Origin of the sequence: Lacipirellula limnantheis, assembly GCF_007746075.1 — a bacterium.
GTDB classification, from domain to species: domain Bacteria; phylum Planctomycetota; class Planctomycetia; order Pirellulales; family Lacipirellulaceae; genus Lacipirellula; species Lacipirellula limnantheis.
In genome coordinates this window covers 4747379-4765786 of sequence record NZ_CP036339.1, presented here as the reverse complement: position 1 = coordinate 4765786, position 18408 = coordinate 4747379, and the positions used below count along the sequence as shown (strand labels likewise).

Here is an 18408-nt window from a genome sequence, read left to right as displayed (position 1 = left end):
ATGGACGCGATCGGCAGCTCCCTCTGCCCTTTTGACCTCAACCAAATCCTTGGAAAGGAGAATGCCATGGCACATGGGCCCCGTTTTGAGCGGTTGGCAGCCGAAGCGCAGGAAAAAGTGCGCGATGTTTCTGCGGCGGAGGCCGGCGAGATCTACGAAAACGGCGGGCTACTAATTGACGTCCGCGAGGGAGACGAGTTCGCAAAAGAGCATGCGGTCGGGGCCAAGCACCTGTCGCGAGGCGTGCTAGAAATGAAGATTGAGGCGGAGGCGCCCGACGCGAACCAGCCAATTGTTCTGTATTGCGGCGGCGGCAAGCGATCGGCGCTTGCCGCGGAGAGCCTCGGACGCATGGGCTATGCGAATGTTTCGTCCTTGATCGGCGGATTCAAAGCGTGGAAGGAAGCAGGATTCGGGGTCGAATAGCTAACGCAGCCACGCGACTGGCGGCCGCGCCTCGTCGCGGAGAGGTCGAACGCAACTGACCGGTCATTGCGGAAGCTTGTAGTCACGCCACAGCCAGCGGAGCGAGTCGGGTAAAATGGCTCCGCCGTGATTTCCGTTGTGGGCGCCTTCACCCGCCACGAACTTGTAGTCGTAGCCGGCAAACTTCAGCGCGGCGTCCATCTGCAAATTGCCGAGCCACCAATTGCCGTGGGCGTTATCGAGGTCGTGCCTTCCATCTTGCAGGAAGATGCGCATTGGCCGTTTGTCGTGCCCTTTGCGAATCATGCCTGGGTAGCGATCGCCGCCGCGAATGTTCGTGAAGCTGCCCACATGGCTGAGCACCTTGCGAAAGGCATCGGGTCGTTCCCACGCCGTCGTGAACGCCGCGATGCCGCCGCTACTGATCCCCGCGATGGCGTGGCCCTCGGGATCGTCGGTGATGTTGTAATCTTTCTGCACCGCGGGCAGGATTTCCGTCAGCAAAAAGTTTGCGTAGTCAGGGCTCAATGTGTCGTACTCGACGCTGCGGTTTTCCGGCTTGGGTTCCCACCCTGGCTTCGGCGGGAGCTCGGGCTGCGTCGTGCCTGGATCGACAAACACGCCGATCGTCACCGGCATCGCTCCTTCGTGGATCAGATTGTCAAGAACGATCGGCGTGCGGAATTCCCCGCGCTCGCGGACATACGCATGGCCGTCTTGAAACACCATAAGTGCCGCCGCTTTCGAGGGCTCGTACTGCGCGGGGACGTAAATCCAATAGCGCCGCAGCGTCCCCGGGTAAATTTTGCTGTCGCTCCAGACATGCTCGGTGATCGTACCCTGCGGCACGCTCTCCTGGCGGATGGAATCGGGACCGTATTCGTAGCGAATTTCCACGGAAGGTTCCTCAGCGGGAACGGCGGGGGCCAGGAGAAAAACCGCGAAAGTCGCCAAGAGCGCGCCTGTCACGAGCGGGGCGGCAGGCAGATAGGGCGAGTTCATTGGAGTACCTGATCAGCGACTCGGTTTACAGGGCGGCGAGTCGTCCAGTTTACTCCATCGTGCCCGCGAAATGAATGATGGGCTTGTCCCCTCCCCGTACGGTCGAGGCCTTGCGCGAGGGAGCCGCGCCACACCGTCGCGAGGCGTGGCCTCGAAGGATGCTCGAATACAACGGCCCTGTTTTTCGCGTGCACGTGGATCGGCTTTCGCGCCGAACAGTGTGAACGCATGGTGCGCGTCGACCCGCTACACCATGAATGCGGTCGAAATCGCCAGCCTCAATACCGCGAACTCGGGGGCGGCGTCGATGACGGCTGAGTCGCCGTCTGGGCAGGCAGTGGCGCCGCGGCCGGCGGCTGCCAGCCAGCATTTGCGTTGGCGGCGCCATACCGTGGCGGATCGCTCTGCAGCTGAGTTCCGCCGAGCTGATTGGCCGACGCAACTCGCGTCGGCGCCGGCGACTGGATCGGCTGCAGCGTCGCCGTGGAAGCAGCGCTGGTCGGCGAGGGTGCGGCAGCCATCATCGTGTTCGCGCCGGGGCCAGTCGGCGTCGGACCGATTGCTCGATGGGTGATGACGGTGTTGTTGACCGTTTTCCAAGTGGGGACCGATTGCTGGACCGTCCGCGTCTCAGGGACCACGGTGACCCGACTCACGGGGATTTGCACGGTGCCGACTTGTTGTTGCCAAGTCGTTACCGGCTCGTAATGATGCGTCCAGTACGGCTCGCCAAACGGGTTCCAGCGATTGTGGAGTTGCGAGACGACCTGATACTGGGTAACCGGTACGTGATAGACCTGTTGGTGCTGCACGTTCTCAGTCGTAATCTGTTGGCGATACGTCGTTTGTTGCTGTTCCCGGGTTTCAGTGACCAGCACTTGTGTTGGGACCTGCTGCTGGACGACCTCGTACCTGATGCCATCCTTATCGATGTATTGCTGCTGGCCGTTGGCCGCATTCGCGCCGATGACGCCAGCCGTTACGGCCGCCGCCCAAAGTCTGCATCGCATGTCCATCGGCCCGTCCCCCCTCGGCCATCCTTGGCCAAGTCGTCGCTCGACCGCTATGGCGGCCGGAGTTACGCAGCGATTCTCCGCTGCGCAGTTATAGAAAGGTATCGGTTGCAAGGGTTGGCGGGCTTCAGTGGGATAGGAATGCGGACACGCTAGCAGCCTCAGCGGCAGGGGCGTAGAATGCGAGATGATTTACAACCACGCTTCCCGACGTCATCGCAACTCCCACCGGGGTTGCTAGCGAGCCCCCGAGATGATTGCCGACCACTTGATTGAAATACTCCGCTGCCCGCTCGATCGTTCGGAGTTGCATCGGGCGAGCGCGGACCTGGTAGCCAAGCTTAACCTCGCGGTCGCCGCTGGAACTCTGAAGAACGTCGCCGGCGAGGCGTTCGAAAAGCCGCTCGACGGCGGGCTGGTTCGCGCCGCTGGCGATTTGCTCTATCCCATCATCGACGAGATCCCGGTGATGTTGCCGGACGAAGCGATTGATCTGGGGGCGTTTAACTAAATTTGGACTGCAGGATCTTGACCGCCTCGTCGCCACGCCGGATGAGAATCCATGAGCACGATCTTCCAGCGAATCATCGACCGTGAGATTCCCGCCGACATCGTCTACGAAGACCACCTCTGCCTTGCCTTCCGCGACGTCGCACCGCAAGCGCCAGTCCATGTCCTGGTGATTCCAAAACAGGAAATCAGGTCGGTCGACGCAATCAAGCAAGGCGACGCCGCGCTGCTCGGCCACCTCTGGGTGGTTATTGGTCAGATCGCGCGCGACCTGGGCGTCGCCGACTCAGGCTACCGCGTCGTCACCAATTGCGGCAAACTCGGCGGACAGTCGGTCGATCACCTCCACTTCCATATTTTGGGCGGCCGCCAATTGGACTGGCCTCCTGGTTAATCGCCTGGAGACCGCATGAGGTCGAGTGCCATGGCAGCGACTTAGCGTCGTCAACCGCGAATAACGGTCAACGATCACGAGCCGTCGCAGCCCGTCAGCGCCACTTTCTCGAAATGTCGGCGCGTCGGACCGGAACCGCACGCTCCGCAGCGTTGGGATCAAGGAGCCCGCAACCGATCCTTCCACAGGCGAAAACCACGGCCGTTGTCAGCGGCGGCACGAGGGGGTAGGTTAGTGACGTGTCGACCTCCGCGACCGCTGCCTAACGGCGGCGCTCGTGACCCAACGCATTGGCACCCAAAGTCACTCAGCCCGCGTGGCGCAATTGGATAGCGCGTCGGCCTCCGAAGCCGAAGGTTACTGGTTCGAATCCAGTCGCGGGTATTTGCTCCTGCCGCCGACTTGACGCCTCGCTGCAGCGTCACACGCCCTACGCGGTAATTTCGCCGCCGGAGTGATGACCTCCGTAAGGCGAGTCGGGCAACGGCCGTCTTGTCGCACTCTGCGGCATCCTCGCGTGTGCACGAGTCCGCTGTTATCGGCTCCGGCCGTTGGACCGCCGGCTAGCGAAACTCAGCCGATTGACGACCGGTAGGAATGCCAGACGGCGCCGTGCATTTCGGGGTCGATGCGAGAATGCACGGTCGCCGCCGGGCGAACAACGTGAGCAGCGCCTAGGAATGCCAGAATCTGGGTGGCGCGTTAAATCAGTGCGACTACTCAATGCCCAAATGTGCTGAGATTTGGATTTTCTTGCGTTGGGAAACGTAAAGCGCCAAGTGACAGCGCCGACCGTCCCCCCATTCGCGAGATGCTGGCCTTTTAGCTCAATGCGGCGTCGCAACGCCCCGTATTTCTCCCCGTGAGCGGCAAGCGGCGCGCGACTTGCTTACTACGTGATGCGAAGCTGACCAAACCTGGCCGCGGAACCCGTCGCGAGCCTCATCCCCTGTTACGCTAAGGAGAACTACCATGTCGCATACTGCCACCGCCACCGGAACGCGTCGCGGCGCGCCGCCTCACCAAGAGGAAGGCTTCGTCGCCAAGATGATCGAAGAACAAACGGCTAAGTTGCCGTCAGATATCTTCCTCTGGGCCGCGGGCGCCTCGATTCTCGGCTCACTCGCTCTAAAAACGATGGGGCAAGACAAGGATTCTCAGTTCGTCGGCCAATGGGCCCCCACGCTGCTTATCCTGGGGCTGTACAACAAGCTGGTGAAGCTTCACGGCTCGGAGTGAGCTGTCAGAGACCAATCACTGCACGTCTGACCCGCCACGTGGAAACGCGGCGGGTCGTTTTATGTCTTGATCTGTCGTCTCGGCCGAGGGGGCAAATGATGAGTGCCAGCGTAACTGGGCAAATGTGGGGGATGTCGACCCTAACCATTCTCCTTTTCCATCTCCGCCAAGTTTCGCTGGAGAAATTGGCCGCGGTGACTCATTACGTGGGCTGGCACTTCCGCAGCGCTCGCGGCCTTGCGGTAGGGGTAGCCGTGACATTACCGAACCGCTGGTCCGGTTAGCACGACTTTGCGGGCTGTAGGTACGGTAATGGCACGGTCGTATCGTTGGCGCCGATTATTCCGCTGTTGGTCGACAGCCCGCCAATGCTGAGCGAAGTCGCTCGCTCCCTGCCCCGAAAAGCCCGCGACTGGTCGCACGGATGCCCAGAGACTCACGACATCTGCTGGCATTGCTGGCAACAGTGCTGCAACTGGTCGCCGGGTGCACGAGCCCGCGAGAATACCTTCGCAACGGCTTCAAAGTTGGTCCAAACTACGCAAAACCTGCAGCAGCGGTCGCGCCCAACTGGATCGACGACGCCGACCAACGGGTCCGCAATGAGCAGGATGAACTCGCTGGTTGGTGGACCGTCTTCGGCGATCCAACGCTGAATGGCCTGATCGAACGGGCCAATGGTCAGAACCTTACCCTCCGCGAGGCGGGGTTCCGCATCCTTGCCGCGCGGGCGCAACTTGGCTTCGCCGTCGGCAACGTCTTTCCGCAGTTCCAGGCGGCCGAAGGCGGCTATCGCCGTTTCGGCGTCGGCAACAACTTCTTTGACCAATGGACGTCTGGGTTCAGCCTGGCGTGGGAACTCGACTTCTGGGGCCGCTTTCGCCGCGCCGTGCTCGCGGCGGAAGCGACGCTTGATGCCTCGATTGAAGACTACGACGCCGTTCTCGTAACATTGCTCGGCGACGTCGCCAGCAATTACGTCAGCTACCGCACCTCGCAGGAGCGGATTCGACTGTTGAGCCGCATCGTCGCGGTTCAAGAGGGGGTGGTCACGTTCATCACCAGTAAGGCCGACGTCGGAGCGGTGGCCGATCTCGACCTGGCGCAGGCGCGCAGCGATCTGCGACAAAGCATCGCGCAACTATTCGAACTGCAAACGCAACTGAGGCAGGCCCAGAACAATCTCTGCATCCTGATGGGCATGCCGGTCGCGGATTTGACCAACCTGCTCGATGGACCGGCCGAGACTAACATCCCGGTGGCGCCGGACTATTTGGTTGTTGGCATTCCAGCCGACTTGCTGCGCCGCCGGCCGGACGTACGCCGTGCCGAACGGAATGCCGCCGCGCAGGCGGAACAGATCGGCATTGCCACGGCGGAACTTTATCCTGCCCTATCGTTAACCGGCACTCTCGGTTGGCAGGCGGCGAGCCTTTCCGATTTGTTCAAGAGCGAGTCGCTCAACAGCAATGTGGGGCCGGTGTTCCAGTGGAACATCCTCAACTACGGCCGCATCCGCAATAACATTCGTTTCCAGGAAGCGCAATTCCAGGCGCTGGTGGCGAACTACCAAAACACAGTGTTGAACGCCGACCTCGAAGTCGAGAACGGCATCGTCTCGTTCCTCAATTCGCAGGAGCGGGCCCGCAACCTGAAACTTAGCATCGACGATTCGAACATCGCACTGCAGGTGGTGATTGCCCAATATGAAGCTGGACTCGTCGATTTCAACCGGTATGCGGTTATCCAGCAGACGCTGATTCAGCAACTCGACCTCTGGGCACAGTCGCGGGGGCAAATCGCGCTCAGCTTGATCGACGTCTATCGCGCCTTGGGCGGCGGCTGGCAAATTCGGTTGGCGCCGGTTCCCAACAAGCAGGGAATACTATCGCCTGAGCCGCTCCCGGCGCCAGAGGCCGACGCCGACGCGACTGCGACAACGCCGCCTCTGCCGGCTCCAGCGCCCCCTGCTTCACCGCCGCCAGCCGGCAATTAAGTCGCGTCGCGGCTTTGCGCAGGGGTCTCAGCTGGTTTTACTTCATGCCCACGAATAGGATAGGGGCATGAAAGACTTCTCTGCTCACGCGACGCGGGGGGCAGCGATTACCGCCTGAAGCGATTTCTCGAGCTTGCTCGGTGAGCCCTCAGCGAAGAGGGTGACATCCATCATGAAGACAGTTTTGTCAATCGCGCTATTCCTGTCCCTCGTCGCCGCGGGCGTCAAGTTTTACGGCGACTACGGCGGAGGGACGCCCGAGACCCTGTTCCGAACGGGGGCCGTTGAACGGGGCGATCTGATTCTCACCGTCGAAGCGACCGGGACTCTTGAGCCGGAGGAGGTTGTCGACGTTGGCGCCCAGGTGGTGGGGCGAATCAGGAGCTTTGGGCTCGATCCCCGCGGGGAAACTGACCCGGCATTCAAAAACAAGCCTGTTGACTATCGCTCGGAAGTGAAGGAAGGGACGATCTTGGCGATGATTGACGACTCGGTCTATCTCGCCCAACGAAATCAGGCGCGGGCGGCGTTTGAACGGGCCAAGGCGGACTTGGTTCAGTTTGAAGCGAGACTCGCGCAGACAAATGCGGAGTGGCAACGCGCCCAACGGCTGCGAACCATTTCAGTTAGCGGGATCTCGGCAACGGGGCAAGGTGAAGGCGTCACACTTCGGGGCATTTCCGACGCCGACTTCGTGCTCGCCAAATCGAACTACGAAGTGGCGAAGGCGAATATCGAAGTCGGCAAGGCCGTCATCGCCCAGCAACAATCGACGCTCGACCTGGCAGAGACGAATCTTGGTTACACCGTCATCAAGTCGCCCGTCGAAGGCACGATACTCGACCGGCGCGTCAACATCGGGCAGACGGTGGTCGCCAGTTTGAACGCCCCGAGTCTGTTCCTCATCGCGAAGGATCTGCGGCGGATGCAGGTATGGGCGTCAGTCAACGAAGCAGACATCGGCGGACTGAAGGTTGGCACGCCCGTCAGTTTTACCGTCGATGCATTTCCTAGCGAATCCTTTCGCGGGGTCGTCGAGCAAGTTCGTTTGAATGCGAAGATGACCCAGAACGTCGTCGTCTACACGGTCGTCGTGTCGACCGACAACGCCGATTTGAAATTGCTTCCCTACCTCACGGCTACGTTGCAGTTCGAGATCGCGCGACGTGAACAGGTCTTGACCGTGCCGAACGCCGCGCTGCGGTATGAACCGCCGACGGAACTCATCGCCGCGGAGGCGGTGTCGGCGCCGAGCGCGGACGACTCCGATGACGCCCATTCTCCCGACGATTCGCGCGGGAGAATTTGGGTTCGCCGAACGAGTGGCTTGGTCCCCATTGAAGTGACGCTCGGCGTCAGCGATCGCGCGCGCACCGAAGTGAGCGCCGATGAATTGACGGAGGGGCTCGAAGTGGTCCTTGGCGTGCAGACTACGGAAGCCGCTGAGCAGGTGAACAATCCATTCGCACCGAAAATGCCCCGTTCGCGACCGCGGAGTTAGCGTTCGACGGAACGAGAATCGATTGCCAAATGTCGCTGTTGCGGCTCGAGAACATCACGAAGACGTACCACCTCGGCGAGGTCGACGTTCCTGTATTGAAGGGAATCTCTTTCAGCGTCGAGCGCGGGGAGCTCATCGCCTTGATGGGGGCGTCGGGGTCCGGCAAGAGTACGCTGATGAACGTGCTGGGGTGTCTCGATCGTCCCACCTCAGGCAAGTATTGGCTGGATGGCCAGGAGATCAGCAGCCTCGCGGCGAATGAGCGCGCTCTGGTCCGAACGGCCAAACTCGGATTCGTTTTCCAAAGCTTTAATCTACTGCCGCGAACGACTGCGGTGAACAACGTCTTGATGCCGCTCGATTACTCGACGAAGGCGCCATCCGTTCGCGCCTCGATCGAACGAGCGCACGAGATCCTCAATCGCGTCGGCCTCGGCCCGCGTCTCGACCATGTGCCGAGTCAAATGTCGGGCGGGCAGCAACAGCGTGTTGCGATTGCGAGGTCGCTAATCAACGAACCGGCCCTGCTCCTTGCGGACGAGCCGACCGGCAATCTCGATTCGCAGACGAGCGTCGAGATTCTCGAAATGTTCCAGCAGCTTAATGCGGCAGGTCTGACCGTGATGCTGGTGACTCACGATCCGAAGGTGGCGGCCTACGCCGACCGCGTGATCCGCGTCGTCGATGGGTTGATCGTCGAGGATGATCATGGCGGCAGGTCGATCGACGTGTCGCAGCGCCAGTCGAGCGCGCCTTACCAGCGTGCTGACGCTCCCGAGTCCATTCTGGAGCCCAACGCCGCAATCGCCGGCGATGGCGACTCGTCGCCAGGGAGCGGCGGCGTCGCGGTTGCGCAGCGGCGGCGAACCGTCGTCGGCTCGACCCAGCCCGCCTCCGCCATAACCATTCCGGCGCCAGTACGCCCAGCGAGAATGGGCGTCGCAGCGCTGGTCCCCGCGCCCCTCCGTACAGCCGCGACGGCCCTGCGGCGCAACAAAATGCGGTCGGCGCTCACGGCACTGGGCGTGATTATTGGCGTCGGCGCCGTCATTGCGATGGTGGAAATCAGTCAGGGCTCGCGGACCTCAATCATGCAGACGATGGCGTCCATGGGCGCCAACACGATCATGGTCCGCTCCGGAGCGGCGGCCAGCGGCGGCATCAGCTTCGGCTCCGGCACGCTGCTGACGCTCACCCCCGGCGATGCCGACGAGATTGAGCTAGAGGCGTCCGCAGTCGCCGCCACAGCCCCGGTTGTGCAGATTCAAGGGCAAGTCGTCTACGGCAATCGGAACTGGATTCCCATGAACGTCATGGGGACGACCGCGCCTTATTTGACGATTCGCGATTGGGAGCAAATGGATGAGGGCGAAATGTTCACCGATCGCGATGTGCGCAATGCGAATAAGGTTTGCGTGATCGGTCAAACGCTAGTGAAGGAGTTGTTCGACGGGCAGTCGCCAATAGGCGAAGACCTGCGCGTCAAAAATGTGTCGCTCCGCGTGATCGGCGTCCTGGGTCGCAAAGGCTCGAACATGATGGGGATGGACCAAGACGACGTGCTCTTGGCTCCTTGGACCACCGTCAAGTACCGGATCTCGGACAACTCGGCGGCCGCAACCGAAGCCGCCGCCAGCAGTTCGACTTCCGACGCCGTGAACTCGCTCAACGAACTTTATCCTGGTTCGACGGCACTCTATCCCGAACAATCGGCGACGCAACTGGCCAACACGCCGCAGCCAGTGCGATTCACCAATGTCGACCAGATCTACGTGAAGGCCCGGTCGGCGCCCGAAATTCCAACCGCGATGGACGAGATCACCAGCATCTTGCGCCAGCGGCACCGCATCCGAACGGGTCAGACGGACGACTTCAACCTTCGCGACATGAGCGAAATGGTGAAAATGATGGGCTCGATGTCGGAGATGATGGGCGGTTTGCTGATGATCGTCGCCCTCATTTCCCTGGTGGTCGGCGGCGTCGGAATCATGAACATCATGCTGGTCTCGGTGACCGAGCGGACGCGCGAAATTGGCCTGCGGATGGCGGTCGGCGCCCGGTCGTACCATATTTTGCGGCAATTCCTCATCGAGGCGATCGTCCTGTGCGTTTTTGGCGGCGCCGTGGGAATTATGCTCGGTCGGGCCGCCTCCTACGCGGTGTGGCTTGCCCTCCGCTGGCCGGTGCAGGCGTCGGTTCCGGCGATCGTGGGGGCCTTCGTCGTTTCGGCGACGATTGGCGTCGCCTTTGGCTTCTACCCGGCATGGAAGGCGTCCCGACTCGATCCGATCGAAGCGCTCCGTTACGAATAGCCAACAAATCGGCCTTTCATACGTATAGGAGAGGCGTCTCCATGGGGGCGTCCGATCTAAACGCCATGAACTTGGAGGCGCGGGTCCGCTAGATTGTTGCTTTACCCCCCCCGTTTTTCGCGGCCATAAAGCGCACTATCTAATCCGTGCGACCTGCAAAACGCGTCGTGTTGGCGATTCGGCGATCGAGTTTGCACGCGCACAAGCGCCGATTTGTTGTGGGCCCGGAAGGCCCTACTTACGATGGAAGTTGGCCCGTATCGCCACGGGAGAGGCCGGCGTCCAGGGAGCGGCAATCGCTTCCTGGCAGAAGAAAAATTGTCTTTCGGAACAGGCACGACGCTCCCCGCCTTTGGCGCGCGTCGATCAGGCAAGCATGAAGAAGCACCCATCGCAGATCAGCCGCCGCGAGCGCCGTCGGCGCCAGGCCCAATCTCTCCGCCAACAGGGAAGCCGCGCCCTGGGATTGGAGTCGCTCGAGACGCGCTACGCGTTGTCGAGCGTGCCGATCTTGTTCGATCTGAACGCCACCGGCGCGTCGGCGGCGTCGGACTTCATTGAAATCAGCGGCGTCACCTACTTCGTGGCGAACAACGGCGTCAATGGCCGCGAGCTCTGGAAGACCGACGGCACCCCGCAGGGGACCGCGATGTTGGTCGACGTCAACGCCGGAGCAGGATCGTCCAATCCAACCAATTTGGTGAACGTCAACGGCGTCCTTTACTTTGCGGCTAACGACGGAACCAACGGTAATGAACTTTGGCGCACGGATGGCGCCGTCGGCGGAACGCAGCTGGTGCGAGATCTTTTCACCGGAACTTATACAGTTCCGTCGGGCGCTAGCTACCAGACGTTTGCCAACTCCTCAAATCCGACGCAGCTGACGAACGTCGGCGGCAAGTTGTATTTCACCGCCCGCAACGGAGTCTCGGGCATCGAGCTGTGGAGTTCTGACGGCAGCAGCGGCGGAACCGCCATGGTGAAGAATATCTCCGCCGATGCGGGAGCCACGCCCTCGTCGTCGAGCCCCACGCAACTCACGAATTACAATGGCGCCCTTTACTTCGTCGCCGACGACGGACAGCATGGCCGCGAACTCTGGAAGTCCGACGGGACCGAGGTTGGCACCGTTCTGGTGAAGGATATCCATCAGGGGACGTATCAGTACACGCCCACCGGGGGCGGCTCGGCGCAAACGCGGCAGAATTCGTCGCATCCCGGTCTGTTGCGCGTTCTCGACGGCGAGCTTTACTTCGTTGCCAACGACGGAACGCACGGCGCCGAACTCTGGAAGTCCAACGGAACCGAGGCGGGTACCTCGCTGGTCAAGGACATTCGCGTCGGCGCGGAGAGCGCCTTCACTAGCTCTAGTTTAATGGTCGCGACGAGCGACTTACTGCTCTTCTCAGCGAACGACGGCGTCAACGGCGACGAGCTCTGGCGTAGCAACGGCGACGAGGCGGGTACTTCGCTCGTGAAGAATCTGCGCCCCGGGGCGGACGGAGACGTCTCCTATTTTGGCGCCTTCACCGTGATCGACGACGTCCTCTACTTCGCCGGCAACGACGGCACGAACGGCAAAGAACTGTGGAAGTCCGACGGTACCGCGGCAGGCACCGTGATGCTTGCGGACGTCTGGACCGGAAGTTTTGCCGCGGGCGAGTCGTCGCAGGGGCCGCACGGCAGCATTCCGGCATATATCACGAACGTCGACGGTACGCTTTACTTCTCAGCGTTTACCGGAGACCAAGGACGCGAGTTGTGGAAGTACACGCCCTCCGCCGGCGCGACTCTCGTGGCTGACACGGTCGCGGGAACAGGCTCGGCGGACCCCACGTCGATCACCGAGATTGGCGGTCGCATCTTCTTTTCTGGGAACGTTACCAGCGGGAAAGAACTGTTTGGTCTGGTCGAAGCAGCTCAGTACCAACTTTCGATTTACGTCGACGGCGTCGCTGTCGCTGTACCGACGACCGTCGGCGTCAAGGCCAACGGCGAAATCGCGGCCAGCTTCACGACGGCGCCTGGAAAGGTGAATTTCACCGGCGGCGCAGGAACGAAGCTCGGCCAGTTTTTCGACGTGTGGCGCACGAATGCGGGATTGGCGGGCAACAACGCTGATGCCGTCCTGAGTCCGACGCAGTTGCTTGGAAATGTCGCTACCTCCGAGAAGACCGTGCAGATGTTCGTCAACGGACAAGTGGTGCGCGACTTCGCGAACTACGCCGTGCAGGCGGGCGACGACGTCGTGCTCATCTATGGTTCGAATCCGGTCGTTGCCGTGAACACCAACCTCGGCACGATTTTCATCGAGTTGTACGAGGAACAGACTCCCGGGACTGTTGCGAACTTCCTGAACTATGTCAACGACGGCGACTACAACAACACGTTCTTTCATCGTTCGGTGAAAGATTTCGTGATTCAGGCTGGCGGTTTCACGACCACTTCGCCGACGTTCACGAGCACGTCGCAGTTTACCGCCGTGCCTACGGATGCGCAGATTCAAAACGAACCCGGCATCTCCAACCTGCGCGGTACGATCGCGATGGCGAAGCTCAGCGGCCAGCCGAATAGCGCCACTAGTCAATGGTTTATCAACCTGAGCGACACGAACAAGTCACTCGACTCCGCGGCGAACAATGCGTTCACCGTATTTGGAAAGATCCTGTCGATGACTACAGTCGACAAGATTGCCAACCTGCCGATTAACAAAACGAATGCCCAGCCGTACGACGAGCTGCCGCTGAGCACCGCCAATCAACTCGCCGTCGTCTCCTCCATCCAGGGCGTCGGCGACGTCGCTGGCGTGCGCTTCGTCGACCGGAATTCTAACGGCGTCCAGGACTCGGGCGAGGAAGGGCTCGCCGGCGCGACGATTTACGTTGACGCCAATAACAACGGCGCCTTTGATTCGACTGAAATCTCCACGCTCACCGACAACGACGGCAAGTATCGACTGCAACTCGTGCCTGGGACGTACACGATTCGCATGGTCGCCAGTGCGCAAGGAACGCAAACGTTGCCGGCGGCGGGCGCTGCCCACACGGTGACCGTCGAAATCGGCGTCGAACTCGACAACCGCAACTTCGCCGAGTCGATCGTGCTAAAGCCGACAGGCGTTGACCTCGTTGCGGTCAGCGACACGGGTTCCTTGAGCACTGACAATCTCACGAATTTGAACAACGGCGCTGGAAAGCAACTCCAGTTCACCGTCTCCGGCGTGGCTCCTGGAGGGCAGGTACGCCTTTACTCGGGTGATACCTTAATCGGGTCGGCGGTCGCCACTGGCCCCACAGTGACGATTACCACCAACGGCGCCGCGGCGCTCACGGACGGCCTTCACAACATCTACGCCCGGCAGACGCTCAGCGGTCAGGAGAGCGCTGACAGCCCTGCGCTCGCCGTGTCGATTGACGCAACTGCGCCCGCGCCGATTAGCTCGACGCCAGGCAGCAGAGTGGACGTTGGCGCATCCTTCGCCTATGACCCCGTGAGTCCGTCGGAAGGCGCGGCTGACACAACCTATTCGCTCGTCAATGCTCCGACCGGAATGACAATCGACCCGACAACTGGAGCCATCGCTTGGACGCCGACCGCGGCGCAGGCGATGACTCATCAGTTTGCGGTCACGCTCGCCGACACGGCGGGCAACTCTGTGAGCCAAACCATTGTCGTCACCGTCACTGGCGATATTGCCATCTTGCCGGACGCCTATGCGGTGACCGAGGACGGCATCTTGACGATCTCGGCCGCGAACGGAGTTCTGAACAACGACGGCCAAGGCGAGACGCTCTTCGCTTCGGTTGTCTCGCCGCCAAGCCACGGCGTGCTGACGCTCAATCCCGACGGATCATTCACCTATACGCCAGCGGCAAACTTTTTCGGCGTCGACAGTTTTACTTACACGGCCACCGACAACACGCTCACTGGCAACGCCGCCACGGTAACGATCAACGTGAGCGGAGTGAATGATCCGCCGGTCGGCGCCGCCAATTCTTACTCCACCAACGAAGATACGGTCCTGACGATTAACGCGGCGCAAGGCGTGTTGTCGAACGACTCCGATCCCGACGGCGATGCACTTGTCGCGGAACTCGCTGCCGGCCCCGTGCACGGGACGATTGAGCTGAATTCGGACGGGTCGTTTGTCTACACGCCGACCGGCGACTACAACGGCAGCGACTCGTTTACTTACCGCGTGAAGGACGGAACCACGACCTCTCAGCCGATCACCGTGACGCTTACCGTCAATGCGGTGAACGACCCGCCAGTGGCCGTCGCCGATTCGTATACCGTGAATGAAGATGCAACGCTGACGGTAAATGTGGCCGAAGGCGTGCTATCGAACGATACCGACGTCGAGGGCGACGCCCGCACGGCCGAAGTCGTGACGACTCCTACCCATGGTACGCTAACGCTGAACGCCAACGGTTCGTTCACCTACACGCCGACGGCCAATTACTTCGGCGCCGATACCTTTACCTACCGAGCGAAAGACGCCGCGGGCCAGTCGCAGCCAATCACCGTGACCATCACGGTCAACGGCGTCGCCGACGCTCCGACGGCGGCCAACGATACGAAGAGCGTAGTGAACGACGGCGCCACGCAGGAGGTCGACGTGTTAACGAACGACTCCAGCGCTCCCGACGGCACGCAGACGCTGACCATTTCGGCAGTAACGCAAGGATCTCAAAGCGGCGTCGTCACCATTAGTTCCGACGGTTCGAAGATCCTCTATAAGCCAGCGGCTAACTTTACCGGTACGGAAACCTTCACTTATACCATTAAGGACACTGACAACCTGACCAAAACCGCCACGGTGACCATGACCGTGACCGCGGCGACGACCACGGGAGTCGTCTCGGGCATCGTCTACTTCGACGCCGATAACGATGGCGTCCGCGACACGGGCGAAGTTGGCATCCCGGGCGTCCTGATCACGTTGACGAGCACCAGCACGGGGACCAACATTACCCGAACAGCGATCACCAATAGCAGCGGCGCCTACTCGTTCACGGCGTTGCCCGCCGGAACGTACAAGGTCGCCGAATCGCAGCCGCAGGCGATGAATGACGGCCTCGAGACGAGCTCAGACGCGAGCGCCACGATCACCAACGACGTCATCGCCAACATTGTGTTGTCAAGCGCCGAAACAGCGGCGAACAACAATTTCGGCGAGCGCTTGCTCAAGCCGACTTACACGTCGATTCGCTGGTTCTTCGCGTCAAGCCAGGCGAGCAACTCTTACTTCCGCGAAGTGATCGCCCAAGGCGAGAGCAACGCTGGCCACGCTGAACTTGCCGCAGCGATTCGCAGCGGCGCGACGACCTTCACGCCAAGCTCAAGCAGTGCCGCGGCGGCTGCAGTCGCCTCGTTGTTGGCCGAAGAGGAAGCTGCGACGAATTCGGCGTCGGTCAACGATGGCCCCGCGCTGGCTGCCCTCGCCTTCGCCTCGCTAGTCGCTGAGGAGGAGGCAGACGTCGAGGCATCGCTCACCGCTAGTGTTCCGCCGAGCGATGAGGTCAGACGCGGAGACGCATCCGATCCTCAGACCGTCCTGTTGCGCACTGAACAGGAACCATCCGATCGCCCGAGTGATGAGCACAGCCAAACGGCCGGGGATGAAATTGACGCGCTCGACGAAGCCTTCGCCATGCTCGATGGTTCGCTTGCGGCCTAAAAGCGAGCTTCCAGGCCGAAGTTGAGTCCCTGCGTCCAGAAGCTCGATTTCTCTCCCGGAAAGGCCGGTCGTGCGGCCCCCACGAGGTTGCCGGGGGGGATCTGCGTCACATTGACGCCCTGGTCAATTTGTTCGCCGGCGCGCTCCACGTGGCTCAGGAGAAACCAGCTGTAGCCGAGCGTTAGCGAGGTGTTGGTCGTGAGTCGGCGGCGCAGCTTGAGTCCTAGCTCCCACGCCGAACTGACGTAGCCGTCACGGTGCGTGCCTAGATTCGAGGTTTGGGTGAGCAGGCCGCCGGCATTCGTCGTGGTGACGCCGTTGAGCGTCGTGGCCGTTTGGCCCGAGATCTTCGTTCGGCTGGCGACGCCGCCGAGCGATCCCTTCGCAATGACGTCCCCGGTCCAAAGTTCGCCAAATTCCTCATGCGCCGAGAGTCCGAGCGAGGCGCCATGGAAGGAGTTGTTCGAGTCGAAGGCGTCGTAAAGATCAATTGCCGTCCCTTGCGTGACGCCGGAGAGCGAAACCGTCGAGTCGCGGATGGTGACGTTCTCGTCTAGTTGCGCGAACATATACCCGAACAGCCAATTGACCTTAAATCGGCCGGAGCGGTCCGCTTGTCGACGATACTCGAAAGACGCCGCTTGGAAGCTGCTCTGAGCGATGATGTCGACCGTTCCTTCAACCAAGTTCGGGTAGGCGACTAAACGGGCATCTTGTTCGCCGCTGGAAACGTTAAAAAAGGGACGAGCGATGATCGCGTTGTCGGCAGGATTCACGTGGTAACCTGCCGATCCCTGCCCGATGAAGAAGTACGTGAGAGCAACGCTGTCTTGCTGCGCGGGATCAAGCCAAGCTCCGAGTGCGAAGCGTCCGCCCGATCGAACATCGTCGTTGAAGTGAGATTCGCCCTTCAGAATGGTCGTGTCGGCATCCTCCGCGTCGATCACTCCGGCAATGCCTGAAGGAGTTCCTGTCGGGCTGGTTGTCACCAGGGCGGGAACATACATCCCTTCGCTGCCCCACAGCAGATACTCGGCGCTAACCCAGAACTTAGCTCCAGAGGAAGGTAGTTCGCAGGCAGCGGCGCAGTCGGGCGCGTCGACTAGCGATTCGCTCTGCTGCTTGTTGTAATATTCAAGCAAACTGGCGGTCGGTCTTGGCGCAATCGTTGCCGAGGGCGGCGCCTCGGACGAGGGTTCGCTAGCTGAACTCTCGCCGCCAATCGGTCGATCGCTCGATTGGGCGCAGCTTTTCGGCATCACCGCCATCGTGGCGAGGGAGACGAACAAGACGGCAGCAAGAAGTCGAAGCGACATTCGGCGGAATTGAAAAGTGGTATGGGCGAACGCTCACTACAGGCGAAGCGAATCGCCATCAACATTATCGAGAGCGGGGACCGGGGATCATTAAACTTTGTGCAGTCAAACCAGATTGCCCGTACCGAAAAGTCAGCTGGCGCTTGGACTGCTAGCTAGACGATCTGCGCTGGATCTCGGCGAGCCCGCTGCCCGAATCCCGTCGAGCACCGCTCGGAGCCTGGTCGGGCGGCGATCTGTCCTGCCGCGCGATTATGCGAGTACCCACCGGGTATCGGGGGAATTCAGTGGCTTGGGCGAGAGATCTCCCGTGCAACGACGAGCCATGCTGCCCGATGCTTCCCATTCACGGCGTCGTTCACTCTACTGCTTCCCATGTTGGCCGTGGAGTTCACCAGGATCACTCACGCCAGATCGCTTTCATTCCACCCGTTCGCAAGGAGTCTGACGTGTCTGATGTCGTTGGAACGATGATCGCCGATTCGCTGCAATTGGCGCTCAACAATGCCCGCCGACTCTTAGTCGACGTCAAACCCCAGCAGTTCGCTCGCTGGGCGACGCCCGGCGGCGTGGCCGTCTGTTCCAATCACGGTGCGTTCATCTTGGGCCATCTCTCGATTTATGCACCGATTGTCGTCAATCAACTGGGGGGCGATGCGGCCGCGATCGAACCATCTGCAGGATTTGTTCAGGTCTTCTCCAAGGACTCCCAATGCCAGGACGACCCGTCGGGATCGATCTACCCGCCGCAGGATGAAATCGTCGAACGCTTTTTCGCTGGGTACCAAACCGCACTCACGACGCTGCGCTCGACTCACGATGAGGTCTTCCGCCGGCCGAATACGAGCGGCGGTCGGTCGACGGAGCTTTTTCCCACGTTGGGGTCCTTGCACGCGTTTTACGCCGGCGGACATGTGATGATGCATCTGGGACAGATGAGCGCCTGGCGTCGGATGCTCGGGCTTGGGGCGGCATAAGCCGGCCCCCGTTGCGAGCCCAACCACGCTGATCGAACTTTT

12 protein-coding genes and 1 tRNA gene are annotated in these 18408 nt (G+C 61.0%); 10 read left to right on the top strand and 3 right to left on the bottom strand.

Annotated elements, in window-relative coordinates; translation table 11 throughout:
- Nucleotides 1-66 precede the first annotated feature (66 nt).
- Complete coding sequence (locus I41_RS18520; RefSeq protein ID WP_145434422.1) at nucleotides 67-426, top strand: rhodanese-like domain-containing protein; 360 nt, start codon at nucleotides 67-69, stop codon at nucleotides 424-426.
- 63 nt (nucleotides 427-489) lie between these two features.
- On the opposite strand, the gene I41_RS18515 is transcribed toward I41_RS18520, so the two are convergent.
- Both I41_RS18515 and I41_RS18510 read right to left on the bottom strand, forming a co-directional pair.
- Nucleotides 490-1428: an alpha/beta hydrolase gene (locus tag I41_RS18515; protein WP_145434421.1), complete on the bottom strand. Its 939-nt coding sequence runs from the start codon at nucleotides 1426-1428 to the stop codon at nucleotides 490-492.
- 278 nt (nucleotides 1429-1706) lie between these two features.
- Nucleotides 1707-2438 (bottom strand): hypothetical protein, encoded by a 732-nt coding sequence (locus I41_RS18510; protein WP_145434420.1) that lies wholly within the window; start codon nucleotides 2436-2438, stop codon nucleotides 1707-1709.
- A 256-nt stretch (nucleotides 2439-2694) separates the two neighbouring features.
- Here I41_RS18510 and I41_RS18505 point away from each other — a divergent pair, with 256 nt between their 5' ends.
- From I41_RS18505 to I41_RS18470, 8 genes are all read left to right on the top strand, one after another.
- On the top strand, nucleotides 2695-2952 hold the full coding sequence (locus tag I41_RS18505) for a Trm112 family protein (protein WP_145434419.1): 258 nt from the start codon (nucleotides 2695-2697) through the stop codon (nucleotides 2950-2952).
- A gap of 51 nt (nucleotides 2953-3003) precedes the next feature.
- A complete protein-coding gene (locus tag I41_RS18500; RefSeq protein WP_145434418.1) occupies nucleotides 3004-3345 on the top strand; it encodes a histidine triad nucleotide-binding protein in 342 nt (113 codons plus the stop codon).
- A 310-nt stretch (nucleotides 3346-3655) separates the two neighbouring features.
- Nucleotides 3656-3729, top strand: a tRNA-Arg gene (locus I41_RS18495).
- Nucleotides 3730-4317: 588 nt separating this feature from the next.
- Entirely contained in the window at nucleotides 4318-4584 is a 267-nt protein-coding gene (locus I41_RS18490; RefSeq protein WP_145434417.1) for a hypothetical protein, read from the top strand.
- A gap of 424 nt (nucleotides 4585-5008) precedes the next feature.
- Nucleotides 5009-6580: an efflux transporter outer membrane subunit gene (locus tag I41_RS18485; RefSeq protein WP_145434416.1), complete on the top strand. Its 1572-nt coding sequence runs from the start codon at nucleotides 5009-5011 to the stop codon at nucleotides 6578-6580.
- Nucleotides 6581-6752: 172 nt separating this feature from the next.
- Nucleotides 6753-8081: an efflux RND transporter periplasmic adaptor subunit gene (locus I41_RS18480; protein ID WP_145434415.1), complete on the top strand. Its 1329-nt coding sequence runs from the start codon at nucleotides 6753-6755 to the stop codon at nucleotides 8079-8081.
- 29 nt (nucleotides 8082-8110) lie between these two features.
- Nucleotides 8111-10393 (top strand): ABC transporter permease, encoded by a 2283-nt coding sequence (locus I41_RS18475; protein WP_145434414.1) that lies wholly within the window; start codon nucleotides 8111-8113, stop codon nucleotides 10391-10393.
- A 376-nt stretch (nucleotides 10394-10769) separates the two neighbouring features.
- Nucleotides 10770-16073: an ELWxxDGT repeat protein gene (locus tag I41_RS18470; protein ID WP_145434413.1), complete on the top strand. Its 5304-nt coding sequence runs from the start codon at nucleotides 10770-10772 to the stop codon at nucleotides 16071-16073.
- On the opposite strand, the gene I41_RS18465 is transcribed toward I41_RS18470, so the two are convergent.
- A complete protein-coding gene (locus tag I41_RS18465; protein WP_145434412.1) occupies nucleotides 16070-17389 on the bottom strand; it encodes a BBP7 family outer membrane beta-barrel protein in 1320 nt (439 codons plus the stop codon). The genes I41_RS18470 and I41_RS18465 overlap by 4 nt on opposite strands.
- Nucleotides 17390-17838: 449 nt before the next feature.
- On the opposite strand from I41_RS18465, the gene I41_RS18460 reads away from it, so the two are divergent.
- Nucleotides 17839-18366, top strand: a complete 528-nt coding sequence (locus tag I41_RS18460) for a DinB family protein (RefSeq protein ID WP_246133699.1) — start codon at nucleotides 17839-17841, stop codon at nucleotides 18364-18366.
- Nucleotides 18367-18408 lie beyond the last annotated feature (42 nt).